The organism is Micromonospora sp. NPDC049836, from assembly GCF_044465125.1.
Lineage (GTDB): Bacteria > Actinomycetota > Actinomycetes > Mycobacteriales > Micromonosporaceae > Micromonospora.
The window spans coordinates 773084-798471 of record NZ_JBITLH010000002.1 but is presented as its reverse complement, the minus strand read 5'-3'; the positions used below and the strand labels follow the sequence as shown (position 1 = coordinate 798471).

Here is a 25388-nt window from a genome sequence, read left to right as displayed (position 1 = left end):
GAGACCTGATGTTCAGATCCATCCGTCCCGCACTGCGCAGGGCGGTGCTGACCGGCGCCACGGCCGCGAGCGTGCTTGCCGTGGGAGCCGTGGTGGCGCCCGCTCCGCCGGCGTTCGCGGCCATGGCGACGATCTATGCCGCGCCGTCCGGCTCCGGCACCGCCTGCACCGCGGCCCAGCCGTGCTCACTGTCCGCCGCCCAGTCCGCGGTGCGATCCCTCACCAGCAACATGACCGACGACATCGTCGTCCAGTTGGCCGACGGGGTGTACCGGCTGTCGGCGCCGCTGCGGTTCACCGCGGCCGACTCCGGGACCAACGGTCACACGGTGAGCTGGCAGGCCGCCCCGTCGGCGCGGCCGGTGATCAGCGGTGCCCGCGCGGTCACCGGATGGTCGGTGGCCGACAGCGGGAAGAACATCTGGCGGGCCAACGTCGGCACCGGCGTCGATCCCCGGCAGCTCTACGTCAACGGCGCCCTCGCCGTACGGGCCCGCACCACGCTCAACCGCGCGGACTTCACTTTCAACGGATCCGGGATGCGGTTCTCCAACAGCTCGCTGACCTACCTGAACAACCTCGCCAACCAGAGCCGCATCCAGGTGGAGAGCGTCAACTCCTTCACCGACCGGTACGTCTCGGTGCAGAGCATCAGCGGGAACGCCATCACGATGCAGCAACCCGGCTGGAACAACAACAACTTCGGGTACGACGTCCTCAACAGCCCGCACCGGGCCGGACCGCTCTATCTCACGAACGCCTACGAATTCCTCGACTCGCCGGGGGAGTGGTACCTGAACACCGGCACCGGGACGCTCTACTACATCCCGCTGTCCGGCCAGAACATGAGCACCGCCGGCGTGGAACTGCCGGTCCTGCAGTCGCTGGTGGGCGTGGGCGGCACGTATGACGCACCAGCCCACCACCTCTCGTTCTCCGGCATCACCTTCACCGGCACGAGCTGGCTCGGCGCCAGCAGCAACCAGGGCTACGCCGACCAGCAGACCGGCTCCTACATCGCCGGTAACTGGTCGTGGCCCAGCTTCGGATCCTGCAACGAGGGGTGTCAACAGTTCGAGGCCGCCCGGCCCAACTGGAGCCAGATGCCCGCCGCGGTGCAGGTCTCCGCCGCCAACAACATCACCTTCGCCAACGACCAGTTCGTCAACCTCGGCCAAACCGCGATAGGCATCGGCAACGACGCCAACGCCCACGCCAGCGGGGTCGGACTGGGCGCCAGCACCATCACGGTGAGCCGCTCGGAGATCGCCCGCAACGCGGCCGGCGGCATCGTGGTGGGCGGTGTGCGGGCCGACGCCCACCACCCGAGCGACTCCCGGATGGTCAACCGGGACATCACCATCAGCAACAACCGGATCCACGACCTCGGCCTGGAGTACCGCGGCGTCGTCTCCGCCTTCACCACGTACGTCACCAACGCGACCCTGTCGTACAACGAGGTCTACAACATGCCGTACACCGGCATCTCCATCGGGTACGGCTGGGGCGCGAACGATGCCGGCGGCAGCAACCACTACGCCGACCGCGGCCTCTACAACTACCAGCCGCGCTACTCGACGCCGACCACCGCGTCGAACAACCGGCTCATCGGCAACTACGTCCACGACGTCATGCAGCAGATGACCGACGGCGGGTGCATCTACACCCTCTCGGCGAATCCGAGCGGATTGATCCGCGACAACTACTGCCTGCGGACCAACGGCTGGTTCGGGCTCTACTTCGACGAGGGTTCCCGCTACTACACCGCCACCAACAACGTCTTCTCGTCCATCGGCACCTGGGCCACGGCCAACTACTGGTTCGCGGAGAACATGGGCAACTTCACGCTCACCAACAACTGGAGCACCAGCAGCGGCACCAACGTGACCAACGGTGACCGCGGCAACGTGGTCTCCGGCAACGTGACGGTCACCAACAACAACTGGCCGTCCGGGGCCCAGGCCGTGATGTCGTCGGCCGGGGTCCAGTCGTCGGACCCGCCGACCGGCGGTCGTCAGCTCGTGGGTGGCCAGTCGGGCCGCTGCGTCGACGTGCCGAACGCCACGACGGCCAACGGCACCCAGGTGCAGTTGTGGGACTGCACCGGCCAGGCCAACCAGTCGTGGACGTACACGTCGGGCAAGCAACTACAGGTGTACGGCAACAAGTGCCTCGACGCCTCGGGTCAGGGCACGGCCAACGGCACCCAGGTGATCATCTGGGACTGCAACGGGCAGACCAACCAGCAGTGGAACGTCAACTCCAACGGCACGATCAGCGGCGTGCAGTCGGGGCTGTGCATGGACGCCAACGGCGCGGCCACGGCCAACGGCACGAAGGTCATCCTCTGGTCCTGCAACGGCCAGACCAACCAGCAGTGGACCCTGAGGTAAGGACGGACACATGAGGTCTCATCCCGGCGGCGCCCTGCGCCGCCTCGTCACCGCCCAACTGGCCCGCGCCCGAACGATCACCATGGCGCTGGTCATGGTGATCGTCGCCGCCACCACCGGGACGTTCCTGACGGCTTCGCCGGCCCAGGCCGCCACGTCGATCACCATCAACGGCTCGTCGGGGGGCCGGGTGTTCGACGGTGTCGGCGCGATCAGCGGCGGCGGCGGCAACAGCCGCCTGCTCATCGACTATCCGGAACCGCAGCGCACCCAGCTGCTGGACTACCTGTTCAAGCCCGGCTACGGCGCGACGGTGCAGCTGCTCAAGCTTGAGATCGGCGGGGACACCAACACGACGTCCGGCGCCGAGCCGAGCCACGAACACACGCGTGGCGTGGTGAACTGCGACCGTGGGTACCAGTGGTGGCTCGCCGAACAGGCCAGGGCCCGCAACCCCGGCGTCCGGCTGGTGGGCCTGACCTGGGGTGCTCCCGGCTGGATCGGCAGCGACTTCTGGACCACCGATTCGATCAACTATCTGCTGCACTGGCTCGGGTGTGCCACCTCCCACGGACTGACCGTCGACTACCTCGGCGGGTGGAACGAGAAGGGCTTCAACGCCACCTGGTACAAGAACCTGCGGGCCGCGCTCGACGCCGGCGGGTACTCCGGTGTGAAGATCGTCGCCTCGGACGACTTCGGCTGGGGCGCCGCCGATGAAGCCCTCCGCGATCCGGCCTTCGGCCGGGCCGTGGCGGTCTTCGGCTCGCACTACGTGTGCGGGTACCGCAGCGCCCAGACCAACTGCCCGAGCTCCAGCAACGCCGTGAACAGCGGCAAGCCGCTGTGGGCCAGCGAGAACGGGTCCGACGACTACAACGCCGGTGCGAACGCGCTCGCCCGGGGCATCAACCGCGGCTACCTCGACGGGAAGATGACCGCGTACATCAACTGGCCGATCATCGCGGCCATCACGCCGAACATCCCGTGGGCCACCATGGGCGTCGCGGTCGCCCCGCAGCCGTGGTCGGGCTACTACTCGATCGGTAAGAACGCCTGGGTGATGGCGCAGACCACCCAGTTCGCCACCCCGGGCTGGCGCTATCTCGACTCCTCCAGCGGCTACCTGGGCGGCAACCGCAACAACGGCAGCTATGTGTCCCTGCGGTCGCCCACCGGAAGCGACTACAGCACCATCATCGAGACGATGGACGCCACCAGCGCGCAGACCCTCAACTTCACCGTCAGCGGGGGACTGTCCCAGGGCACCGTGCACGTCTGGTCCACCAACGTGCGGTCCAACAACCCGGCGGACCACTTCGTGCGCGGCGCCGACCTCACCCCGTCCGGCGGCACGATGTCACTGACCGTCCAGCCCGGCTACGTCTACAGCATCACCACGACGAGCGGGCAGGGGAAGGGCAGCGCGACCAGTCCGGCGCAGGGGACGCTGCCGCTGCCCTACAGCGACACCTTCGACAGCTACCCGGTCGCCGGCGAGGCCAAGTACCTGATGGACGCGCAGGGCTCGTTCGAGATCGTGGCGTGTGGCGGTGGCCGGTCCGGACGGTGCGTACGGCAGATGTCGGAGCAGGCGCCGATCAAATGGACCTCGCAGCTGGCCGAGCCGTACACGCTGCTGGGCGACCTGAGCTGGACCAACTACACCGTCTCCTCCGACGTGATGCTGGAGAAGACCGGCTACGCCCAGCTCATCGGCCGGGCCGCCGCGTACCAGTTCCAGTCGCCGGCCAACCTCAACGGCTACTACCTGCGGGCCAACAGCAGCGGGTCGTGGTCGATCCTGAGCAACAACACCAGCGGCCAGGTGCGAACCTTGGCCAGTGGCACCGTCGCGGCGCTGGGCACCGGGCGCTGGCACACCCTGGCGCTGAAGTTCAGCGGCGCGACCATCACGGCCAGCATCAACGGCACCACCGTCGGCACCGTCACCGACTACACGTCGGGTGCCGGGCAGGTCGGCTACGCCACCGGGCAGGGCATCACCGCCCAGTTCGACAACCTGACCGTGACGCCGGGCAGCGGCGGCACCGGCGGGTCCAGCGGCGTGCTGCGGGGGGTCGGCTCCGGCCGGTGCCTGGACGTGCCGAACGCCAGCCAGACCGATGGCACCCTGCTGAACATCTGGGACTGCAACGGTGGCAGCAACCAGCAGTGGACGGCCACGGCCGGCAACCAGCTGATCGTGTACGGCAACAAGTGCCTGGACGTGCCGGGACACGCGACGTCCGCCGGCACCAGGGTGCAGATCTGGACCTGCAACGGCGGAACGAACCAGCAATGGCGGCTCAACGCCGATGGCACCGTGGTCGGGGTGGAGTCGGGGCTGTGCCTGGACGTGACCAACGCCGCGACCGGCAACGGCAGCCCCGTCGCGATCTGGACCTGCAACGGCGGCGACAACCAGCGTTGGACCCGCAGCTGAGCCGACGCTTGCCGGGTGCCTGACCCGCGGAGAGCGGGTCAGGCACCAGCGTCGGCGATCAGGGGAGCGGGTCGCCTGGCGGTGCGGTCAGCGGTAGCCAGCTGACAAGTCCGGCTTCGTACAGGGCGGGCCAGAGCGCGGCGGGTATCGCGGCTGATGCCCGCTGGACGGTTTCGTGCACCTGCCGGGCGCTGCCCAACCCGATCGTCGTCGACACGACGGCCGGGTGTGCGCCGACGTACGCGAGGGCCGCCGCGGGCAGCGTCGTACCGTGGTCTTCGCAGATTTCGGCGATCCGGGTGGCTCGGTCGAGAAGGTCGGCGGGGACCGGCTGGTAGTTGTAGCTGGCGTTGGCCGCCGGACGTTCCCGGGCCAACAGGCCGGAGTTGTAGACGCCGGCGATGACGACCGCGACGTCCTGTCGTCGGGCGGCGGGCAGCAGGTCCGTCAGGGCGCCCTGTTCGAGCAGGGTGAACCTGCCGGCGCACATGACCACGTCGATGTCCGTCTGCTCGACGAGACGGGTCAGCATCCGGGACTGGTTCATGCCGGCGCCGATCGCCCCGATGACCTTCTGCTCGCGCAGTTCGATGAGGGCGGGTATCGCCTCGGTGATGGCCTGCTCGGCGTGGTCGTCGGGGTCGTGGAGGTAGACGATGTCGATCCGGTCCAGGCCGGTGCGGGTGAGGCTCGCTTCCAGGCTGCGACGTACGCCGTCGCGGCTGAAGTCCCACACCCGGCGGAGATCGGCCGGAACGTCGAAGCCTTCGGTGTCCCGCAGGTGCGCGGTGTGCGGGGACGGGGTCAGCAGTCGTCCGACCTTGGTCGACACGACATACTCGTCCCGGGGCCGGCGGCGCAGGGCGGCACCGAGTCTGCGTTCCGACAGGCCCAGCCCGTAGTGCGGTGCGGTGTCGAAGTAGCGCATGCCCGCGTCCCAGGCGGCGTCGATCGCGGCCGCGATGTCTTCCTCGCTTCGGGCGCTGTACAGGTTGCCGGCCTGCGCGGCGCCGAAGCTCAGCGTGCTCACCGCTACCTTGGGCCGGCGGGGCAGCGCTACCTGCCTGATCACCGGCGCCCCGCCGTGGGTGTGGTGCTGATCCTGGATCACCGACATCACCTCCGGTGCTCGTTGCGGTTCCTGGGTCGGCCCGTTCGTCTGGCCGGTGCTGCCGGCCGGCACCGGTCGGGGCCGCGGTCCACCGGTGCGGTCGGCCCGGTTCTGGCCGGGCTCGTCGGGCGGGCGCGCGGTCAGCGGCCGAGCCAGCCGCCGTCGACCGGGATGGCGGCGCCGTGCACGTAGTCGGATGCGGCGCTGGCCAGGAAGACGGCGGTGCCGGCCAGGTCGTCGGGGCGTCCCCAGCGGCCGGCCGGGATGCGGGCGACGATCGCGGCGTTGCGGTCCTGGTCCGCTCGCAGAGCTTCGGTGTTGTCGGTGGCGATGTAGCCCGGAACGATCGCGTTGACGTTGACGCCGTGGCCCGCCCATTCGTTCGCGAGCGCCCGGGTGAGGCCGATCAGCCCGGACTTGGCCGCGGTGTAGCCCGGCACGTTGATGCCGCCCTGGAAGCTGAGCAGCGAGGCGGTGAAAACGATCTTCCCCCGGCCGCGGGCCAGCATGCTGTTCCCGACCTGGCGGGTCAGGACGAACTGGGCGGACAGGTTCACCGCCAGGACCTCGTCCCAGATGGCGTCGTCGTGCTGCGCGGCCGGGGCGCGTCTGATGGTGCCGGCGTTGTTGACCAGGATGTCGACCGGCCGGTCGCCGTGCTGGAGCCGGTCGGCCAGGTCGGTGACGGCGGCGCGGTCGGTGAAGTCCACCCGGTGTCCGGTGAAGGCGCGGCCGTGGCCGCGGACGCGCTTCTCGACCTCGCTGCCGGTGGCTTCGAGGTGGGCGCTGACGGCGACGATGTCGGCGCCGGCGGCAGCGAGGGCGTCGGCGACGGCCAGGCCGATGCCGCGCCGGGCACCGGTGACGACGGCCAGCCGGCCGGACAGGTCAAACGGATTCATGCGGTGACCTCCCGGCAGTCGATCAGGACCTTCATGACGGTGCCGCCGCCGTCGAGGGCGGCAAAGGCGGCGGCGGCGTTGGCGAGCGGCTCGACGTGGGTGATGAGCGTCCGGGCCGGGATGGTGCCGTCGGTGAGCAGGCCGATCGCCGTCTCGTAGTCGGCGCGCTCGTACACCCGGGCGCCGACCAGGGACAGCTCGCGCCAGAAGAACCGGAACACGTCCAGCTCGCGTGGCTGGTTGTGGATGCCCACCACGACCAGCCGGCCGCGGGTGGCCAGCAGGTCCACGGCGGTGGTGAGGCCGGCAGCAGAGCCGGAGACCTCGAAGGCGACGGCCGGTCCGGCGCCGGCGGTCCAGGCGTCCACCTCGGCGGCCACGTCGCCGAGCGCAGGGTCGAGGGCGCGGATGCCGAGCTTCTCGGCGACCGCGCGACGGTGCGGGTCCACTTCCAGGACGACAACCTCGGCACCGGCCGCGTCCGCCACCCGGGCGATCAGGATGCCGACCGGGCCGCCGCCGACCACCAGCGTCTTGTCGCCGCGACGCAGGTCGGCGCGGCGTACGTCGTGCACCGCGACCGCGGTGGGTTCGACCAACGCCGCGTGGAGCAGGGAAAGGTCCTCGGGTAGCGGGATGACCAGCTCGGCCGGCACGGTCCACTGCTGCTGCATGGCGCCCGGGGAGTCGATGCCGACGAACTCGAGCCGGTGACAGATGTGCTGATGCCCGGCGAGGCAGGCGGGGCACGAGCCGCACCACCGCAGTGGCATGACGGTGACCGGCATGCCGACCCTGAGGCCGTCGACACCCGGGCCGAGGGCGGCGACGCGGCCGGACATCTCATGTCCGATCGGCTGGGGGATCTGTACCCGGTGGTCCATCGCGCCGTGCAGGATGTGCAGGTCGGTACCGCAGATGCCGGTGTAGGCGACGTCGATCTGCACCTGACCGGTGCCGGGAGGGATGGCGGGTCGATCCTCGACCACCATCGTCGAGTTGCCCGCGTACAGAGCTGAACGCATGGTAGTCCTTCCCTGTTCTCCGGTGGCCGCGGCGACCGCGGTCACGCCCTTACCGCTCTTCGGCCAGGTGGCGGCGCAGCCAGCTTTCCGTCGTGACCACGTGCATCAGGGCGGCCGCCTGTGCCTGGATCGCGTCACCGGCGGCGAGCGCCAGGTAGATCGCCTCGTGCTCCCGCAGCGTCTGTCCGGCCGCGTCGGCGTCGACGAGCCCGCGCCAGACGCGGGCCCGCACCGTCCGGCTGGAGATGCCCTCCAGCACCGTGGACAGCGTCTCGTTGCCGGTGGCGGCGACGACCGCCCGGTGGAACGCGGCGTCATGCTGGTTGAGCAGTTCCACGTCGTCGGCGGCCGCACGCATCGCCTCCAGGTGCGCCTGGACCACGGCGAGCTGCTCGGGCGTGATGCGCGTGGCGGCCAGGCCGGTGGCGGCCGGTTCGAACAGCCGCCGCACCTCGGTCAGCTCGAGCATCGAGTCACCCTGCAACAGCTCGACCGCACCGCCGATGCTCTCCAGCAGCAGCCGCGGCTCGAGGCTGGTGACGAAGGTGCCGTTGCCCCGGCGCACCTCCAGCACGCGGGCGGCCACCAGGACGCGTACCGCCTCCCGCATGATGTTGCGTCCCACCCCGAGCTCCGTGGCCAGCTGCTGCTCGGGTGGGAGCCGGGCGCCGGGCGGCAACTCGCCGGACTGGATCAGCTCACGCAGGCGGGTCATCGCCTTCTCGGTCAGCGACATGTCGGGACCCCTCGGTCGGGTTCCGCTCGCCCAGCGGACAGCGGGTGGTGGCGGGGGCAAACCTAACAGGTGATCCCATGTCTGGGAACCGGTGGGACGTCGCCCGGCGGCGCGGTATCAGGCAGAGCCGGCACAATTACCCATAGATCCCCATGTTCCGGTCGGCGTATAGACGCAGCCCATGGGACGGGCTTATAAAGACATCCCACGGCACGCGTGTTACCGGCGGATGACGAGACCACCGTCGGCAGGCTCAGCGAATGGACGGGGTGGCTTGCGGTGACCGAGGTGATCAGCGCGATCGAGGCGGTCGATGTCCGGTTCCCCACCTCCCAGGAGCTGGACGGGTCCGACGCGATGAACCCGGAGCCGGACTACTCGGCGACGTACGTGACCCTCCGCACCAGCGCCGGCGCACAGGGGTTCGCGCTGGCCTTCACGGTCGGGCGGGGCAACGACGTCCAGCAGGCCGCCGTCCAGGCGCTGGCGCCGCTGGTGGTCGGACTGCCGGTCGACGATGTCCTCGGCGACCTGCGGGGTTTCTCGGCCAGGATGACCGGGGACAGCCAGATGCGCTGGCTCGGCCCGCACAAGGGCGTCATCCACATGGCCGCCGGGGCGATCGTGAACGCGGCCTGGGATCTGTACGCGCGCCGGGAGGGCAAACCGCTGTGGCGGTTGCTGGCCGAGATGCCGCCGGCACAGCTGGTCAGCATGATCGACTTCAGGTACCTGCGCGACGCGCTCACCCCGGACGAGGCGCTGGAGATCCTGCGTCGTGCGCAGCCCGGCCGGGCCGAGCGGCAGCAGCAGTTGATTGCCGAGGGCTATCCGGCCTACACCACCACCCCGGGCTGGCTCGGCTACACCGACGAGAAGCTGGTGCGGCTGGCCACGGAAGCGGTGGCCGACGGGTTCCACCTGATCAAGCTGAAGGTCGGCGGGGACAACGCCGCCGACGTCCGGCGGATGGGACTGGCCCGCGACGCCGTGGGCGCGGGGGTGCGGATCGCCGTGGACGCCAATCAGGCGTGGGGGGTCGAGCAGGCGATCGACTGGCTGAGCTCCCTCGCGCCGTACGAGCCGTACTGGATCGAGGAACCGACCTCACCCGACGACATCCTCGGCCACGCCACCATCCGGCGGGCGGTGGCGCCGATCAAGGTGGCCACCGGCGAGCACTGCCACAACCAGGTCATGTTCAAGCAGTTGCTGCAGGCGCAGGCGATCGACGTGCTGCAACTGGACGCGACGCGAGTGGCCGGCGTCAACGAGAACATCGCGATCCTGCTGCTGGCGGCCAAGTACGGCGTGCCCGTCTGCCCCCACGCCGGTGGGGTGGGCCTGTGCGAGATGGTCCAGCATCTGGCGATGTTCGACTACGTCGCCGTCAGCGGCAGCACCGACGACCGGTTCATCGAGTATGTCGACCACCTGCACCAGCACTTCGTCAACCCGGTGACCGTTCGCAAGGGCCGTTACCTCGCGCCGCAGGCGCCGGGCATGAGCGCCCAGATGCATCCCCAGTCGGTCACCGCGTACCACTACCCGAACGGCCCGCGCTGGAACCTCGCGGGAACACCGACCGAGCACCTCTGAATCCCTCTTTTGAGCGCCGTCCGAACAGGAGCCGCGATGAAACCGAGAAGGACCGCCGCAGCCGCCGCCCTCGTCACGTCCGCGGCGCTGCTGCTGACCGCGTGCGGCGACGACAACTCATCCACCGGGGGCGGCGGTGGCGCCGCAATCGTCGGCGTCGACTACCCGCGTTCGGACACCGACTTCTGGAACTCCTACATCAAGTACGTACCTCAGTCCGGTCAGGAACTGGGCCTGGAGCTGAAGACGACCAACTCCCAGAACGACGTGGCGAAGCTGGCCTCCAACGTCCAGACGTTGATCAGCCAGGGGGTCAAGGGCATCGCCATGGCGCCCCAGGACACGGCCGCGATCGCGCCCACCCTGCAGAGCCTCGCCAGTAAGAAGATCCCGGTCGTCACCGTCGACACCCGCCCTGACCAGGGAGACGTCTTCATGGTCGTGCGGGCGGACAACCGAGCCTACGGTGAGAAGGCGTGCCACTTCCTCGGTACCAAGCTCAAGGGCACCGGCAAGGTGGTCATGTTGCAGGGTGACCTGGCCTCCATCAACGGCCGGGACCGCACCGAGGCGTTCAACGAGTGCATGAAGCAGAACTACCCCGGCATCACCGTCTTCGGCGAGGCCACCAACTGGGACGGGGCGCTCGCCTCCCAGAAGCTGCAGATCCGGCTGACCGAGCACCCGGACATCAAGGGCGTCTACATGCAGTCCAGCTTTGCCCTGGCCGGGACACTGCAACTGCTCAAGCAGCGCAACCGGCTCACCCCGCCGGATGACCCCAAGCACATCTTCGTGGTCTCCAATGACGGCATTCCCAAGGAGCTGCAGGACATCACCGCCGGGAACATCGACGCCACCGTCTCCCAGCCCGCGGACCTGTACGCCAAGTACGCCCTGTACTACCTCAAGGCAGCCATCGACGGCAAAACCTTCCAGGCCGGCCCCACCGACCACGACAGCAAGATCGTGCAGGTCCGCCCGGGCCTGCTGGAGGACCAGCTCTCGGCGCCGCTGGTCACGCTCGACGGCGGCACGTACGGCGGCGTGGCCAGCCTCAAGCCCGACGACAAATCCCTCTGGGGCAACAACATCGGCTGACTTCGGCTCCGAAGGGATATCCGCACATGAACGGTAACGGGCAGCCTTCCCCACGCTCGTCACCGGCCCGGGATGGCGACGGGCGGGCCCGGTCGGGTCCGCCCGTGGCGGAGGCGATCGACATCAGCAAGCGGTACGGCTCGACGGTGGCGCTGGACCGGGCCCGGATCAGCGTGCTCAGCGGCGAGACCCACGCGCTGGTTGGCCGAAACGGGGCTGGAAAGTCGACCCTTGTGTCGATCCTGACCGGTCTGCAGGCGGCGGACACGGGTCAGATCCGGTTCGCCGGGGCGGACGCACCGCGGCTGTCCGACCGCGACGCGTGGCGGCAGCGGGTCGCCTGCGTCTACCAGAAGTCCACCATCATTCCCGAGCTGACTGTGGCGGAGAACCTCCTGCTGAACCGGTACGACCGCGGCCGCAGTGGGTTGATCAACTGGCGTGCCCTGCGTCAGCGCGCCCGGGACCTGCTGGCCCTGTGGTCCGTTGACGTCGATGTCGACAGCAGAGCCGGCGACCTCAGCGTCGAGCAGCGACAGTTCGTGGAGATCGCCCGGGCGTTGTCGTTCGGCGCCCGGTTCATCGTGCTGGACGAGCCCACCGCCCAACTCGACGCGGCCGCGATCGCCCGCCTGTTCGACCACATCCGGGACCTGCAGCAGCAGGGCGTCACGTTCCTGTTCATCAGCCATCACCTGCAGGAGATCTACGAGATCTGCGACATGGTGACGGTCTTCCGCGACGCGCGGCACATCATCACCGCTCCGGTCGCCGGCCTGCCCCGCAACGACCTGGTCGCCGCGATGACCGGCGAAGCCGCGGCGCTGCGGGCGGCACCCACCCGGACCGCGCCGGCCGGACCTGTCGAGGTGGTCCTCGAGGTCTCCGACCTGCGGATAAACGGCAGCTACGAGGACGTGGCGTTCCGGGTGCGGTCCGGCGAGATCGTCGGCCTGGCCGGCGCCGGTGGCAGTGGCAGGACAGCGGTCGCCGAATCCATCGTCGGACTTCGTACCCCCGACACGGGCACGGTCACCGTCGGCGGTCACCGACCCCGCCCTGGTGACGTCAACGCCGCCGTGGCCGCGGGCATCGGATTTGTGCCGCAGGACCGGCACCATCAGGGCCTGGTGCCCGGTATGTCGATCGCAGACAACGCCACCATGACCATCCCGGCAAGGCTCGGCAGGGCCGGCTTCCTGAGCGCCCACCGCCGGGACGCGATCGCCAGCCGCCTGATCGACGAGCTGGCCATCAAAACCCCCGGCCCGGACCTGCAGGTGTCCGGGCTCTCCGGCGGCAACCAGCAGAAGGTCGTGATGGCTCGTGCCCTGGCCAACGACCCTCGCGTACTGGTGCTCATCACGCCGACGGCGGGTGTCGACGTGCGCTCCAAGGAGTTCCTCCTCAACAAGGTCGACGAGGTGGCTGATGCCGGCACCGGTGTCCTGGTCGCCTCCGACGAACTCGACGACCTACGGATCTGCGACCGCGTCCTGGTGATGTTCCAGGGCCGCATCGTCGCGGAGATGCCCACGGGCTGGCGTGACCACGACCTCGTAGCCGCCATGGAAGGACTGACCGTCGATGCCTGAAACCATGACGAGCGCGAGTGCGGCCGCTGCCGGCGGGGCCGTCGCGGCCGGGCCACCACCCGGTCGACGGGTCGGCAAGCTCGCCATAGCGCGGCTGCGAGACCTCGCCCTGGTCCCCGCGATCGTGCTCATCGCGATCGTCGGCCAGATCATCAACTCGGTCTTCCTGCAACCGGACAACCTCATCAACATCGCGCAGACCATGTCGGAGATCGCGCTGCTGGTGCTGGCCCAGACGATCGTGCTGGTGGCCGGCAAGATGGACCTGTCGCTGGAGTCGACATTCGGCCTGGCCCCAGGCGTGGCAGCATGGATGACCGTCGCGGTCGGAGCCGGCCATGGGACCGGGCTGCTGTCCGGCGCCTGGTCGATCCCGATCACCCTGCTGGTGGGCGCGCTCATCGGGATCGCCAACGCCGCGCTGATCGTCCGGTTCGGACTGCACGGGTTCATCGTCACCCTGGGCATGCTCATCGTCCTCCGCGGCCTGCTCACCGGGATCTCCGGCGGCCAGACCTTCTTCAACCTGCCCGAGTCGATGATGTATCTCGGTACCGCCGTCTGGCTCGGCGTTCCCGCGTCCATCTGGATCTGCCTCGCCCTCTTCGCCGCCGGGATCGTTCTGCTCGGCTACACCAGCTTCGGTCGCTCGCTGTACGCGATCGGCGGCAACGTCGACGCCGCGAAGGCCGCCGGTATCCGCACCGACCGCGTGCTGTGGGCCGCGCTGATCATCGCCAGCGTCCTGGCCGCGCTGGGCGGCCTCCTGCTCTCCGGCCGCCTCGCCTCCGTCGCGGCATCCCAGGGCAACGGAGCCATCTTCACCGTCTTCGCCGCTGCGGTCATCGGCGGCGTCAGCCTCAACGGTGGCAAGGGCACCATGTTCGGCGCCTTCACCGGCATCCTGCTGCTGTTCATGATCCAAAACGTGTTGACCCTCGCCGGCGTGCCTGCGCAGTGGATCGGCGCCCTCAACGGCGCCATCATCCTGGTCGCGCTGGTCGTTTCCCGCATAACCGGTGGCAAGGCCCATGAGTAGCCGGCCCGGTACGCGCACCAAGCCAGAATCCCGATGACGAGGGAGGCGACGTGGAAACCGACATCGTCGATGCCCACCACCACCTGTGGGACCGGAGCCGCCACCCGCAGCCCTGGATAGACCCGCATTCGATGAGCGCCATCGACGCCGATTTTGGCCCGGCCGACCTCGCCGCGGCCTCCCGCGCAACCGGCGTCACCCAGACGGTGGTGGTACAAGCGGTCCACTCCGTGGCCGAGACGGCCGACCTGCTGGACACGGCCGCCGTCAGCGACCTCATCGTCGGTGTCGTCGGCTGGCTCGACATCACCGCGGACGACGCTCCCCAGGCCATCCAGAAGATGACAACCGGCGGCAAACTCGTCGGCGTCCGACACCTGGTCCAGGGCGAAACCGACCCGGCCTTCCTCGACAGAGCCGCCGTCCGGCGAGCCATCGCCGCGACCGCCGACGCGGGAGTCGTGTTCGACCTGGTGATCCGCCATCACCAGCTCGCGGCAGCGACCCGCCTCGCCGCCGACCTGCCACAGGTGTCGTTCGTGCTGGACCATCTCGGCAAACCACCACTGGCCGACGGGGACCTGCACGACTGGGCCCGTGACCTGCGGGCCATGGCCCGACTGCCGAATGTGACGGCCAAGCTCTCCGGCCTGGTCACCGAGGCGGACTGGCGCACCTGGACCCGCCGCGACGTCGAGCCCGCCGTCGCGCACGCCCTGGAGGTCTTCGGTCCCGACCGGCTGATGTTCGGCTCCGACTGGCCGGTCTGTCTCCTCGCCACCACCTACCAGCGCTGGATCGACCTGGTCGCCGAGCTGCTCACCGGGTGCAGCGAGACCGAGCGACGGGCGATCTGGCACGAGACCGCGCGCCGCACCTATCGGCTGCCGGCTCCACCGCCGCGATCGTGACCCCGTCACCCCCGCCCCGCCCGGCGAGCCTCCGGGCATGTATCGACAGACCTGTCCGGAAGGCCAATGGTATGCAGCGCTACGGCTCCGTCATCCGCCTGCGCCCCGAACATCGGGACACCTACCTTCGGTTGCACGCCGCGGTATGGCCAGAAATCGAACAGGCGCTGCTGGCCGCCAACATCCGCAACTACACGATATTCCTGCACGGCGATCTGCTGTTCGGCTACTACGAGTACGTCGGTGACGACCACGACGCCGATCAGGCCCGCATCGCGGCCGACCCGCACACGCGGCAATGGTGGAAGCTGACCGATCCCTGCCAGGAATCACTGGCCGACCCCCGATCCGGACAGTGGTGGGCTCCGATGCACCAGGTGTGGCACCTCACCGAGCCCAGCCCGGCCTCCGGGCCGACCGCGACCCCCGGCACCGGACCGAGCCAACCGTCGACCGCCGGCGCCCCTCCGGCCCACCCTGACCTGCCCTGAAGGAGATGCCATGCGGCTCGCACGCCTCGGACCGGCGGGCAGCGAAGTCCCCACCGTCGTCCTCGACGGCGCTCCCGTGGACCTGCGCCCGATCACCGACGACATCGGCCCGGCCTTCCTCGCCTCAGGTGGCCTGGAGCGCGCCGCCGCCGCCGTGGCCGCCGGCTCACTGCAACCCCTCGACGGCGCGGCGGACCTCCGTGTCGGCGCGCCGATCTCCCGGCCCGGCAAGATCGTCTGCATCGGGCTCAACTACCGCGACCACGCCGCCGAGACCGGCGCCGCGATCCCGACCGAGCCAGTCGTCTTCCTGAAGGATCCCGGCACGGTCGTCGGCCCGTTCGACACTGTGCTGATTCCCCGCGGGTCGACCAAGACCGACTGGGAGGTGGAACTCGGCGTCGTCATCGGCCGCCGGGCGCGCTACCTCGACACACCCGACGACGCCCTCGCGCACGTCGCAGGCTATCTGATCTCACACGACGTGTCGGAGCGCGAGTTTCAGCTCGAACGCGGCGGCCAGTGGGACAAGGGCAAGAGCTGCGAGACCTTCAACCCGGTGGGCCCCGAGCTCGTGACCGCCGACGAGGTGGGCGATCCGCAGGATCTGCGGCTGAGCCTGTCGGTGAACGGCGTCAAGCGTCAGGACGGCACGACCGCCGACATGGTCTTCCCCGTCAACCAGCTGATCTGGTACCTCAGCCAGTTCATGGTCCTCGAACCCGGCGACCTGATCAACACCGGCACTCCCGCAGGCGTCGCGATGGGTCTGCCCGACCAGCCCTACCTGCGCGCGGGTGATGTGGTCGAACTCGGGATCACCGGCCTGGGCTCGGCCCGGCAGCCGTTCGAGCAGGCGTGATGGGTGAGTTCAGCGGCCTGGTCGCCGCCGTGACCGGGGGAGCGGCTGGCATCGGCCGCGCGACGGCCGAGCTGCTCGCCGCGCGGGGTGCCCGGGTGGTGGCGCTGGACCTCGCACCTGGCGAACCGCCGGCCGGAGTCACGGGCATCGGCTGTGATGTCACCGACCGCGCGTCCGTACGCGCGGCGATGGCGACGATTCAGCAGACCCATGGGGGCCTTGACGTCCTGGTCAACAACGCGGGCATCAGCGCGGTGGGCACCGTGGCGGACAACGACGACGACGAGTGGCACCGGGTCCTCGACGTGAACGTCGTGGGCATGGCACGAGCGACCGCCGAGGCACTGCCGATGCTCCGCGCGTCCGAGCACGCCGCCGTCGTCAATGTCTGCTCGATCGCCGCGCTGAACGGGCTGCCCCAGCGGGCGCTCTACAGCGCCAGCAAGGGCGCGGTGCTGGCGCTGACCTTCGCCATGGCCACCGACCACGTTCGCGAGGGCATCCGGGTCAACTGCGTGTGCCCCGGCACCGTCCACACCGGCTTCGTGGACCGGATGCTTCAGAAGTTCGCGGACCCGGTGGCCGAGAAGGCGGCGCTCGACAGCCGTCAGGCGACCGGACGCATGGTCGACCCGGCGGAGGTCGCGGCCGCGATCGCCTATCTCGCCGGACCGCTGGCGGTCTCGACGACCGGTACCGCGCTCGACGTGGACGGCGGCGTCACGCACCTGCGGCTGCGCCCGGCCCCGTCGTGACCAGCCGCCTAGCGACGCAGACGAGTCGGGTCGCCCGGTCCACTGCGGCGCACCACCCATGCCTCGGTGATGTGGGTGAACATCGCCTCCGCCGCGCCATCCGGATCGTGCGCCGCGATCCGCTCGTAGACGCGGCGGTGGCCGGCGTTGGACGCCACGCACAGGGCGCGCTCGGTGCGACCCATGTAGCGGGCGGTGTTGACCACCTGGCTCTCCAGGGCGCGTACGACGGCCCGGGCGATGCGGTTTCCCGATGCCTGCATGACGGTGTCGTGGAAGGCGCGGTCGTGCTGATGGTAGGCGACGTGGTCGTCGACCAGCTCGTCCATCTGGTCGACCAGGATGCGTAGTTGGTCGATGGCTGCGTCGTCGGCGAGTCGGGCGGCGACGTTGGCCATGTCGGACTCCAACAGGCGGCGGGTCACGACCAGGTCGTCGAGGACGGCAAGGCTCTCGTCCCCGGCGATGGTGGCGCCCAGGACGAGCTCGTCGAGCATGTTCCACATCGCCGGTGGGGTGACCATGGTGCCGGCGCCCTGGCGGACCTGCACCAGCCCCTTCTCCTGGAGGATCTTCACCGCCTCGCGGACGACGGTGCGGCTGACCGCGAAGGTCTCGCAGAGCACCGGCTCAGGCGGTAGCGGCGAACCCGACGGGTGGAGGCCGCGGACGATCCGTTCCACCAGTTCCGCCGTGACCGCCGCGGCGAGGTTGGCCGGTCGCCGGGTCCAGGCCGGGGGTGGTGTCGAGACGCCCTCGTCCGACTGCGCTGATGCCGTCATATCACCCTCCGCGACCCGTGAGCGGGCACGGACCCGCCCACGTACTATATGCCGTTCCATTGACATCATACGTCATACGAGTTATGTTCCTGCCCAATCCTCCACCACGGCCGGCCGGCCGGCCCCCTCGGGAGAGTGAGCAGCCATGAAGCAGCGAGCACTGTGGTCGGCGGTCCTGGTTGTCGGGCTGGCCTTGGCCGGCTGCGGAAGCGCCTCCGACTCGGACTCCTCGTCCGGCGGATCGGACGGCAAGCTGGTCGTCTGGGACTGGAAGTCGAGCGACGCGTCCGCGGCCTCATACATCCAGAAGGCGAAAGCCGACTTCGCCAAGAAGCACCGCAACGTGACGGTCGAGTTCGTCGCGCAGCCCTTCGATCAGTACTACACCTTGCTGGGCGCCGCCATCCAGGCCGGCAAGGGACCGGACGTCATGCTCTTCAATGGCGGCGGGCAGATCCGCGACCGGGTGGACGCGCTCCTACCGCTGGACCAGTACGTCGGTGCGGACAAGCAACGCCTCGCGGGCTGGGATGCCTTCACCAAGGACGGCAAGACCTACGCCGCCCCGGTGACCCTCCAGGGCCACCCCATCTACTACAACAAGTCGCTCTACAAGAAGGCGGGGCTCGACCCGGATCGCCCCGCCACCACCTGGAGCGAGTTCATCGCCAACTGCCAGACCATCACCAAGGCGACCGGCGTCAAATGCTTCGCGGAGGGCAACAAGGAGGGCTACGGCATCCAGTTCTTCCTGTCCGGCCTCGGCTCCGGCATCCTCACCCCTCAGGAGTACGACGACTGGATCGCCGGCAAGCGCAACTGGACCTCGCCGAACGTCAAGCAGATCTTCGCGCTCTGGAAAGAGGTCAACGACAAGGGCTTGAACAACGCCGGGCCCAACTCCACCGCGATGTTCAACGACGCGTTCGCGTTGTTCCAGTCGGGCAAGGCCTCGCACGTCATCGGATTGATGTCGGACATCGGGCACTGGCAGGACTTCGCCGAGTTCCTCGACGCCGGCAACGTCGGCGTGATGAAGGCGCCGGTCGTCACGGCCGGGACCACCCCGGGCCTGCCGTACGACGGCGGCATCGGTTACGCGGTCGCGAAGTGGACCAAGGACCCGAAGGTCGCCGCCGACCTGGTGCGGTCGCTGACCTCGAGCGACGCGCTGAAGGCGTTCTACGCCGACGCGGGGGCGATCGCTTCGGACACCACGATCGACGTGTCCGGCGCGGGTCCCGCGGTCGGGACGATCGTGTCGGAGATCAAGGATGGCAAGCCCGCGCTGCACGTGGCCTTGTCGTCCAAAACCCTGGACCTGATGGGGCGGCTGTCCCAGCAGTTGCTCAGCGGCTCGGTCACGGTCGACAAGGCGGTGGACCAACTGGCCAAGTCCGACCAGGTGGGCTGAGCTCGTGCCACCGCCTGGTTCGTCGTCGGTCCGCCCTGTCGAATCGGGGCGGACCGGCAGGACACAGCCCGGTCAGCCGGTAGCGGGCCGGGCGACCCGCTCCCGTCGGGTCCGGGACGGCCGGCGCTCCGAACGCCTCGCCCCCTACGTCCTGGTCGCGCCCGCTGTCCTGATCATCGTGGTGCTGCGGCTGTGGCCGCTGCTGCTCGGCCTCAACTTCTCGTTCACCGGTGACGGTGACCGCAACGGCACCGCGGTCGGCCTGGACAACTACCGCGAACTGCTCGACGACCCGCTGTTTCAGACCGCCCTGCGCAACGTGGGACTGCTGGTCCTGCTGCTGCCCGTCGCGGTCGCGATCCCGGGGCTGCTGGCGACGTTCATCTACCTGCGCGTACCCGGTCACCGGGTCTTCCGCAGCGTCTACTTCTTCCCGGCGGTGCTCTCGCCGGTGATCGTCGGCGCGATCTTCAACCTGCTGCTGGCCTTCGACGGCCCGCTCAACGCCGTTCTCGGCGGCCTCGGCATCGGCCCGGTCGACTGGCTCGGCAATCCCGACGTGGCCATCTTCGCGGTCGTCGGCGTGCACGTCTGGGCGACGTTCGGGATGGCGCTGGTGGTGTTCCTGGCCGGGTTCGCGACCCTGGACTCCGCGCTGCTGGATGCTGCCCGCGTCGACGGCGCGTCCCTCCCGCAGACCATCTGGTACGTCATCATCCCCGGCCTGTCCCGCACCATCCAGTTCGTCGTCGTCACCACCATGATCGGGATGCTCACCTCCATGTTCGGCCTGCTCTACGTGATGACCAGTGGAGGCCCGGAAGGGTCGACCTACCTGCCCGAGTACTACATCTGGGTCCAGCAGGGACGGATGAACCGCCCGGCACTCGCCTCAGCCGCCTCCACGGCGCTGTTCGCGATCATGCTGGTGGTCGGCCTGCTGCAGATCAGCCTGCTGCGCCGCGCGGGAAGGGAGGACTGATGTCCCGCATCCGGCTCGGCAGGTGGCTTGTCGCGCTGCCGATGGCGGCCCTCGCCCTGGCGACGGTCTATCCGCTGCTGTTCACCACCAACGTCGCGATGAAGACCCGCCGCGAGTACATCCTGGACCGGTTCTCCCCGACGCGCACGCTGCACTGGGACAACCTCACCGCCGCCTGGAACACCGCCGGCATGGCTCGATACCTTCTCAACTCGGTCATCGTGGTGACCTTCGCCGTGGCGCTGCTGCTGCTCATCGGGTCAATGGCCGGCTTCGCACTGAGCCAGCTGCGGTTCCGTGGCTCATCGGCGCTGTTCCTGGTCTGCCTCGCGGCGCTGTTCATCCCGTTCCAGGTGATCATGGTGCCGCTCGCCAGGATCATGGCCGACGGCCGTCTGATCGACACCTACCCGGGCCTGATCCTCGCCTACGTCGCGCAGTTCCTGCCCTTCACCGTCTTCCTGATGACCAGCTACTACCGCGCCGTGCCGGCCGAGATCATGGACGCGGCGCGGATCGACGGGAACAGCCTGTACGGCGTGTACCGGCGGATCATGCTGCCGATGGGCGCTCCGGCGCTGCTGTCGGTCGGCATCCTCAACGCGCTGTTCTGCTGGAACGACGTGCTCATCTCCCTGCTCATGATGCCGTCCGCCGACCATCGCACCCTCATGGTGGGCGTCACGTCGCTGCGCGGCCAGTACTCCGACAACATTCCCACCTTCGCCGCCGGCGTGCTGATCGCCGCGGTACCTGTGCTGGTGACCTACCTGTTCCTGCAACGCCAGATCGCCGACGGGATAACCGCCGGTGCGACGAAGGGCTGACATGCGCATCACCGGATACCGGACCCTCACGACGGTTCAGCGATGGGGCCGTGCTGTCGGCGACGCAAACGGTGTCTACCCCGACGGCATCTCGCCGGTTCCCGTCATCCTCGTCGACACCGACGAGGGGATCACCGGCGTCGGCCTGGGGCCGCACGTGGAGGCCGAGGCCATCTTCGCCGCGATCGACGGAGAGGATCCGCGATCGGTCACCGCCCTCTACGACCGCATGCTGCGACAGACCTTCAAAGCCGGCCACGCCGGCGCGGTGTTCGGCACCATCGGAGCGTTCGACACCGCGCTGTGGGACATCAAGGCGCAGGCCGCCGGCGAGCCCCTGTGGCGGCTGCTCGGCGGCCGCGACCGCAGGGTCCCCGCCTACGCCTCCGGCCTGGACATCGGCCTCACCGACGACGAACTCGTCGCCACCTATCAGAGCTACGCCGAACGAGGGCTGCGGGCGGCGAAGCTCAAGGGCGGCCTGGACATCGAGCGGGACCGGCACCGGCTGACGCTCGTGCGCGAGGTGTTGACCGAGGCGGCGCGGGGGATGCGGCCAGGCCTGATGCTGGACGCGAACGAGTGCTGGAACCGCAAGCAGGCGGTCCGCCATGTCGGCGAGCTCGAACGCACCCTGGACCTGACCTGGATCGAGGAACCCGTCCGGCGCTGGGACGCCGAAGGCCTCGCCGTCGTCAGCCGTGGCGTCCGCGCGGCGGTCGCCACCGGGGAGAACCTGACCGGGCTCGAGCAGTTCCGTCCGCTCATCGCCGCCGGAGGCGTGGACATCGTCCAGACGGCCGCCGTATGGGGAGTCAGCCATTTCCTCCGGGTGGCGGCGCTGGCCCATGCCTACGACCTGCCGGTCAGCCCGATCGGCAACACCCCGGTCGCACTCCTGCACGCCGCGACCTCGGTCCCCAACCACATCGCCAGCGAACTGCAGGACCTCCAACCGCCGGTCGGCATCGCGGTGGACCTGTACGTGGAGGACGGCGCCTTCGTGCTGGGCGACGCGCCCGGTCTGGGTATCCGGGTCGACGAAGGTGCCGTCGCCTCGGCGGACCAGGCAAACGGGCCGGCGCCCAGCGGCCCGCAGGTACGGCCGGAGCAGGCCGGCCGGCGACTGCTCTCGGTTACCGGGGGCGGCCCGGTGGTACGCCAGCCGCAGCCGCAATCCGTGGACGGCGGCCCGGCCCCGGCGAACACCGAGCTGCCGCAGATCACCCGAAACTGACCTGCCCGCCGCCGGGTGGGTCGGCCAGTCCGGGGCCGCCGGCGCGGATCCAGGCGGCGATGGCGTCGCCCGGCCGTCGCGCCGGCCGCGGCGAATCACGGCGCCCCGGGCACTGACTCGATGCCCGATATCGCATGCCGATATTTGACCCCGTAATGTGCGGACGGGTGCACGCTCGCCGGAGGAGGTCACATGGACAGGTCGTCGACTACGGCCGCGCCGTCGGGGGAACTGCGGCGGCGGCTGGGGACGTCCGACGCCGTGGTGATCGGGCTCGGGGCGATGATCGGCGCGGGGATCTTCGCCGCGTTCGCGCCCGCGGCGCGGGCGGCCGGCTCGGGCCTGCTGGTCGGTCTGGCGCTGGCGGCGGTGGTCGCCTACTGCAACGCCACATCGTCGGCGCGGTTGGCCGCGCGCTATCCAGCCTCCGGTGGCACCTACGTCTACGGGCGGCAGCGGCTGGGTGACTTCTGGGGGTACCTGGCGGGCTGGGCGTTCGTGGTCGGCAAGACCGCCTCCTGCGCGGCGATCGCGCTGACCGTCGGCCTCTACGTCTGGCCCGCCCAGGCACATGCGGTGGCGGTGGCGGCCGTGGTGGCGCTGACGGCGGTGAACTACGTCGGGATCGAGAAGTCCGCACTGCTCACGCGAATGATCGTCGGCACCGTTCTGGTGGTGTTGGCCGTGGTGGTGGTCGCCACCCTCGGCGCGGGGACGGCGGACGCGACCCGGCTGAACGTCGGCGCGGACGCCACCATCGGCGGGGTCCTGCAGGCGGCGGGCCTGCTGTTCTTCGCCTTCGCCGGGTACGCGCGCATCGCCACCCTCGGCGAGGAGGTCCGGGACCCGGCCCGCACCATCCCTCGCGCCATTCCGCTCGCGCTCGGCATCACCCTCGCCGTCTACACGATGGTGGCCGTCGCGGTGCTGCTGGCGTTGGGGCCGCAGCGGCTGGCCGACGCCGCCGCACCGTTGTCGGACGCGGTCCGGGCCGCCGGAGTGCAGCAGTTGGTGCCGGTGGTGCGTGTCGGTGCCGCCGTGGCAGCGCTCGGCTCGCTGCTCGCGCTGATCCTCGGTGTCTCCCGTACCGCTCTGGCCATGGCCCGCGACCGTCATCTGCCGCACGTGTTGGCGGCCGTGCATCCCCGGTTCGCGGTGCCGCACCGTGCCGAGCTGCTGGTCGGGGTCGTCGTCGCCGTCCTGGCGGCGATCGCGGACCTACGTTCCGCGATCGGCTTCTCCTCCTTCGGCGTGCTCGTCTACTACGCCATCGCCAACGCCTCGGCCTGGACCCTGTCCCGGGCGGAGAACCGCCCGCCCCGGATCGTCCCTGTCCTCGGGCTGGCCGGTTGCCTGGCGTTGGCCTTCGCCCTGCCGATCGCCTCAGTGATCTCCGGCGCGGGAGTGCTGGCTGTCGGCGCCGCGGCCTACGGCGTCCGCCGGATGGTTGCCGGCCGCCGGCGGCGGTAGGAACCGGTCGCTCGTGTCACTCGGCGGCGTCGTCGCCGAGGACCTCACGGGCCAGTTCCCGCAACGCTTGGCGGTCCTCGGCAAGCGCCTGCCTACCGGCTTCGGTCGCCCGGTAGACCCGACGGGTACGCCCTTCGACGACCCGCTGCTCGGACAGCAACAACCCGTCGGCCTCCAACCGGTGCAACGTCGGGTACAAGGTGCCGGGGCTGATGTCGTAGCCGTGGCGGGCCAGTTCCTCGGTCATCCACGCGCCGTGGATCTCCTCCTCGGCGGCGTGATGCAGGATGTGCAGCCGCACCGCACCCCGCTGGAACTCCCGCACCCCGGTCCACCCCCTGTGTCCGTCAAGAGTGACGGAACCGATATCGGCATCCGATCCTACGATTGTCCGGCTGGCCTGCGGTCAGCACGTCGTCGGGCGGCCAGGAAGATCGGTAGGGAGGCTAGTTGGGCGCCGGCCGCGAACGCGACGAGCGCGATCCGGGAGTGGTCGTAGAGCAGACCCGCGGCGACAGCGCCGACCAGCCAGCCCACGCCGTATCCGGCGTAGTAGAGGCCGAAGGCCAGATCGCGCCGCCCGGGCGGCAGGACGCCGGCGACGAGGGCGGTGAGCAGGCTGTCCTGGGTCGCCTGGCCGATGCCCCAGAGCACCATCCCGACGAGGGCGAGCTGAACGGGCAGGAGAAACACGAACGGCGAGAACGCGGCGGTGGCGACCACGGCCATGAGGACCACGGCCAGGCCGATGCGGTCGTACAGCTTGCCGAGTCCGAGACTGGCCAGCGCCCCGACGGCCGTGGCCAGCGCGAGGAAGAGCGGCACGCTGTCGCGGGTCGCGCCGCTGCGCGACAGGTGGAACGAGATCAGCTCGAAGTTCATCAGGCCCGCCGCGAAGCAGGCACCGGCCGCCAGGTACAGCCAGTACGACCGGCTGAACCCCGCCGCACCGGCCGTCTGCTGCTGCTCCGACGGGGCCGGCGCCGGAGGCTGCTGCTGTTCGAAGGTGGCGGGTGCGGGAAACCGGATCCGGGCGATCGTCAAGGTGACCAACGCCAGCACGGCCGGGATGACGAGCAGCGCGTACGCCGTCCGGAAGGCTGCCGCGAGGACGAGCAGCCCGGCGACGATCAGCGGGCCGAGCGTGCGCCCCGTGTAGTCCAGCGCGGTGTTCGTCCCGTAGACCCACCCCTTGCCGTACCGGCTGGTGGTGTAGGACAGCATGGCCTGCACGAGCGGCTTGCGGACCCCACGCCCGACGCCCTGCACCACGATCAGTCCGGCGGCGACCTGCCAGTGACCGGCGAGCGCGAGCGCCGGCACGGCCAGCAGGTTGACGCCGTAGCCGACGAAGACCAGTGGCCAGCGCCTGCGTATCCGGTCGGCGAAAAAGCCGGACACCCCGCGGGTCAGGTAGTTGAGGAACTCGCTGAGCCCACCAGCAATGCTGATCACGGCGGCGCCCGCGCCGACCGACGCGAGGAACAATCCGTTCATGCTCGCGCCACCGGAATAGGTGGTATCACCGAAGAGGTCGACGAGCCCCATAAGGAGAACGAATCGGAACGCCATCGACCCGGGCGACGTACCGGTGCTGTTCGTCACCGCCGCTCCTTGACGTCGGGAACCCGGTGTGCCGGCAGTGCGTCTGCCTCGCCGGAGCCCTGGAAGCACTGCCAAACGGATGGCGCTCGCCGCGATCGAATACGG

Annotated in this window: 22 protein-coding genes; 15 read left to right on the top strand and 7 right to left on the bottom strand. The window is 69.7% G+C overall.

The window, feature by feature from the left end:
• Positions 1–8 precede the first annotated feature (8 nt).
• Positions 9–2393 carry an RICIN domain-containing protein gene (locus ACIBPB_RS07440; RefSeq protein ID WP_396838724.1) on the top strand — a complete coding sequence of 795 codons (2385 nt, stop codon included), beginning with the start codon at positions 9–11 and terminating at the stop codon, positions 2391–2393.
• A 10-nt stretch (positions 2394–2403) separates the two neighbouring features.
• A complete protein-coding gene (locus ACIBPB_RS07435; RefSeq protein WP_396838723.1) occupies positions 2404–4839 on the top strand; it encodes a ricin-type beta-trefoil lectin domain protein in 2436 nt (811 codons plus the stop codon).
• A gap of 58 nt (positions 4840–4897) precedes the next feature.
• On the opposite strand, the gene ACIBPB_RS07430 is transcribed toward ACIBPB_RS07435, so the two are convergent.
• The 4 genes from ACIBPB_RS07430 to ACIBPB_RS07415 form a co-directional block, all read right to left on the bottom strand.
• Positions 4898–5950 carry an aldo/keto reductase gene (locus ACIBPB_RS07430; RefSeq protein ID WP_396838722.1) on the bottom strand — a complete coding sequence of 351 codons (1053 nt, stop codon included), beginning with the start codon at positions 5948–5950 and terminating at the stop codon, positions 4898–4900.
• Positions 5951–6090: 140 nt separating this feature from the next.
• A complete protein-coding gene (locus ACIBPB_RS07425; protein WP_396838721.1) occupies positions 6091–6852 on the bottom strand; it encodes an SDR family oxidoreductase in 762 nt (253 codons plus the stop codon).
• Positions 6849–7877, bottom strand: coding sequence for a zinc-binding dehydrogenase (locus tag ACIBPB_RS07420; protein WP_396838720.1), 1029 nt, complete (start codon positions 7875–7877; stop codon positions 6849–6851). Before ACIBPB_RS07420 ends, ACIBPB_RS07425 begins: the two co-directional genes overlap by 4 nt.
• 49 nt (positions 7878–7926) lie before the next feature.
• Positions 7927–8613: a FadR/GntR family transcriptional regulator gene (locus ACIBPB_RS07415; RefSeq protein WP_396838719.1), complete on the bottom strand. Its 687-nt coding sequence runs from the start codon at positions 8611–8613 to the stop codon at positions 7927–7929.
• A 279-nt stretch (positions 8614–8892) separates the two neighbouring features.
• On the opposite strand from ACIBPB_RS07415, the gene ACIBPB_RS07410 reads away from it, so the two are divergent.
• From ACIBPB_RS07410 to ACIBPB_RS07375, 8 genes are all read left to right on the top strand, one after another.
• A complete protein-coding gene (locus tag ACIBPB_RS07410) occupies positions 8893–10212 on the top strand; it encodes an enolase C-terminal domain-like protein (protein WP_396838718.1) in 1320 nt (439 codons plus the stop codon).
• A 36-nt stretch (positions 10213–10248) separates the two neighbouring features.
• Complete coding sequence (locus tag ACIBPB_RS07405; RefSeq protein WP_396838717.1) at positions 10249–11313, top strand: sugar ABC transporter substrate-binding protein; 1065 nt, start codon at positions 10249–10251, stop codon at positions 11311–11313.
• Between the two features lie 104 nt (positions 11314–11417).
• Complete coding sequence (locus tag ACIBPB_RS07400) at positions 11418–12908, top strand: sugar ABC transporter ATP-binding protein (protein WP_396838716.1); 1491 nt, start codon at positions 11418–11420, stop codon at positions 12906–12908.
• A 4-nt stretch (positions 12909–12912) separates the two neighbouring features.
• The gene (locus ACIBPB_RS07395) at positions 12913–13947 is read left to right on the top strand and encodes an ABC transporter permease (RefSeq protein WP_396838715.1); all 1035 of its coding nucleotides are present in this window, start codon (positions 12913–12915) and stop codon (positions 13945–13947) included.
• Positions 13948–13997: 50 nt separating this feature from the next.
• On the top strand, positions 13998–14858 hold the full coding sequence (locus ACIBPB_RS07390) for an amidohydrolase family protein (protein WP_396838714.1): 861 nt from the start codon (positions 13998–14000) through the stop codon (positions 14856–14858).
• Positions 14859–14929: 71 nt separating this feature from the next.
• Complete coding sequence (locus ACIBPB_RS07385) at positions 14930–15349, top strand: L-rhamnose mutarotase (RefSeq protein ID WP_396838713.1); 420 nt, start codon at positions 14930–14932, stop codon at positions 15347–15349.
• Between the two features lie 10 nt (positions 15350–15359).
• Entirely contained in the window at positions 15360–16211 is an 852-nt protein-coding gene (locus ACIBPB_RS07380; protein WP_396838712.1) for a fumarylacetoacetate hydrolase family protein, read from the top strand.
• The gene (locus ACIBPB_RS07375; protein WP_396838710.1) at positions 16211–16966 is read left to right on the top strand and encodes an SDR family NAD(P)-dependent oxidoreductase; all 756 of its coding nucleotides are present in this window, start codon (positions 16211–16213) and stop codon (positions 16964–16966) included. The genes ACIBPB_RS07380 and ACIBPB_RS07375 overlap by 1 nt, the downstream gene beginning before the upstream one ends.
• Before the next feature lie 8 nt (positions 16967–16974).
• On the opposite strand, the gene ACIBPB_RS07370 is transcribed toward ACIBPB_RS07375, so the two are convergent.
• The gene (locus ACIBPB_RS07370) at positions 16975–17748 is read right to left on the bottom strand and encodes a FadR/GntR family transcriptional regulator (protein ID WP_396838709.1); all 774 of its coding nucleotides are present in this window, start codon (positions 17746–17748) and stop codon (positions 16975–16977) included.
• A gap of 145 nt (positions 17749–17893) precedes the next feature.
• Here ACIBPB_RS07370 and ACIBPB_RS07365 point away from each other — a divergent pair, with 145 nt between their 5' ends.
• The 5 genes from ACIBPB_RS07365 (at position 17894) to ACIBPB_RS07345 (ending at position 23678) form a co-directional block, all read left to right on the top strand.
• On the top strand, positions 17894–19162 hold the full coding sequence (locus ACIBPB_RS07365) for an ABC transporter substrate-binding protein (RefSeq protein WP_396838707.1): 1269 nt from the start codon (positions 17894–17896) through the stop codon (positions 19160–19162).
• Between the two features lie 178 nt (positions 19163–19340).
• Positions 19341–20144 (top strand): carbohydrate ABC transporter permease, encoded by an 804-nt coding sequence (locus tag ACIBPB_RS07360; RefSeq protein WP_396838706.1) that lies wholly within the window; start codon positions 19341–19343, stop codon positions 20142–20144.
• Complete coding sequence (locus ACIBPB_RS07355) at positions 20144–20971, top strand: carbohydrate ABC transporter permease (protein WP_396838704.1); 828 nt, start codon at positions 20144–20146, stop codon at positions 20969–20971. Before ACIBPB_RS07360 ends, ACIBPB_RS07355 begins: the two co-directional genes overlap by 1 nt.
• 1 nt (position 20972) lies before the next feature.
• On the top strand, positions 20973–22208 hold the full coding sequence (locus ACIBPB_RS07350; protein ID WP_396838703.1) for a mandelate racemase/muconate lactonizing enzyme family protein: 1236 nt from the start codon (positions 20973–20975) through the stop codon (positions 22206–22208).
• Between the two features lie 192 nt (positions 22209–22400).
• Positions 22401–23678, top strand: coding sequence for an APC family permease (locus ACIBPB_RS07345; protein WP_396838702.1), 1278 nt, complete (start codon positions 22401–22403; stop codon positions 23676–23678).
• A 16-nt stretch (positions 23679–23694) separates the two neighbouring features.
• On the opposite strand, the gene ACIBPB_RS07340 is transcribed toward ACIBPB_RS07345, so the two are convergent.
• Both ACIBPB_RS07340 and ACIBPB_RS07335 read right to left on the bottom strand, forming a co-directional pair.
• Positions 23695–24003, bottom strand: a complete 309-nt coding sequence (locus tag ACIBPB_RS07340; RefSeq protein ID WP_396838701.1) for a PadR family transcriptional regulator — start codon at positions 24001–24003, stop codon at positions 23695–23697.
• A gap of 56 nt (positions 24004–24059) precedes the next feature.
• Positions 24060–25283 (bottom strand): MFS transporter, encoded by a 1224-nt coding sequence (locus tag ACIBPB_RS07335; protein WP_396838700.1) that lies wholly within the window; start codon positions 25281–25283, stop codon positions 24060–24062.
• Between the last annotated feature and the right edge of the window lie 105 nt (positions 25284–25388).

What these genes read in the sequence shown, in the direction of transcription:
- ACIBPB_RS07405 (WP_396838717.1), top strand. Translation starts at nt 10,249, where the DNA reads ATGAAACCGAGAAGGACCGCCGCAGCCGCCGCCCTCGTCACGTCCGCG.
- ACIBPB_RS07380 (WP_396838712.1), top strand. Translation starts at nt 15,360, where the DNA reads ATGCGGCTCGCACGCCTCGGACCGGCGGGCAGCGAAGTCCCCACCGTC.
- ACIBPB_RS07395 (WP_396838715.1), top strand. Translation starts at nt 12,913, where the DNA reads ATGACGAGCGCGAGTGCGGCCGCTGCCGGCGGGGCCGTCGCGGCCGGG.
- ACIBPB_RS07385 (WP_396838713.1), top strand. Translation starts at nt 14,930, where the DNA reads ATGCAGCGCTACGGCTCCGTCATCCGCCTGCGCCCCGAACATCGGGAC.
- ACIBPB_RS07365 (WP_396838707.1), top strand. Translation starts at nt 17,894, where the DNA reads ATGAAGCAGCGAGCACTGTGGTCGGCGGTCCTGGTTGTCGGGCTGGCC.
- ACIBPB_RS07375 (WP_396838710.1), top strand. Translation starts at nt 16,211, where the DNA reads ATGGGTGAGTTCAGCGGCCTGGTCGCCGCCGTGACCGGGGGAGCGGCT.
- ACIBPB_RS07425 (WP_396838721.1), bottom strand. Translation starts at nt 6,852, where the DNA reads ATGAATCCGTTTGACCTGTCCGGCCGGCTGGCCGTCGTCACCGGTGCC.
- ACIBPB_RS07420 (WP_396838720.1), bottom strand. Translation starts at nt 7,877, where the DNA reads ATGCGTTCAGCTCTGTACGCGGGCAACTCGACGATGGTGGTCGAGGAT.
- ACIBPB_RS07415 (WP_396838719.1), bottom strand. Translation starts at nt 8,613, where the DNA reads ATGTCGCTGACCGAGAAGGCGATGACCCGCCTGCGTGAGCTGATCCAG.
- ACIBPB_RS07435 (WP_396838723.1), top strand. Translation starts at nt 2,404, where the DNA reads ATGAGGTCTCATCCCGGCGGCGCCCTGCGCCGCCTCGTCACCGCCCAA.
- ACIBPB_RS07355 (WP_396838704.1), top strand. Translation starts at nt 20,144, where the DNA reads ATGTCCCGCATCCGGCTCGGCAGGTGGCTTGTCGCGCTGCCGATGGCG.
- ACIBPB_RS07345 (WP_396838702.1), top strand. Translation starts at nt 22,401, where the DNA reads ATGGACAGGTCGTCGACTACGGCCGCGCCGTCGGGGGAACTGCGGCGG.
- ACIBPB_RS07440 (WP_396838724.1), top strand. Translation starts at nt 9, where the DNA reads ATGTTCAGATCCATCCGTCCCGCACTGCGCAGGGCGGTGCTGACCGGC.
- ACIBPB_RS07370 (WP_396838709.1), bottom strand. Translation starts at nt 17,748, where the DNA reads ATGACGGCATCAGCGCAGTCGGACGAGGGCGTCTCGACACCACCCCCG.
- ACIBPB_RS07350 (WP_396838703.1), top strand. Translation starts at nt 20,973, where the DNA reads ATGCGCATCACCGGATACCGGACCCTCACGACGGTTCAGCGATGGGGC.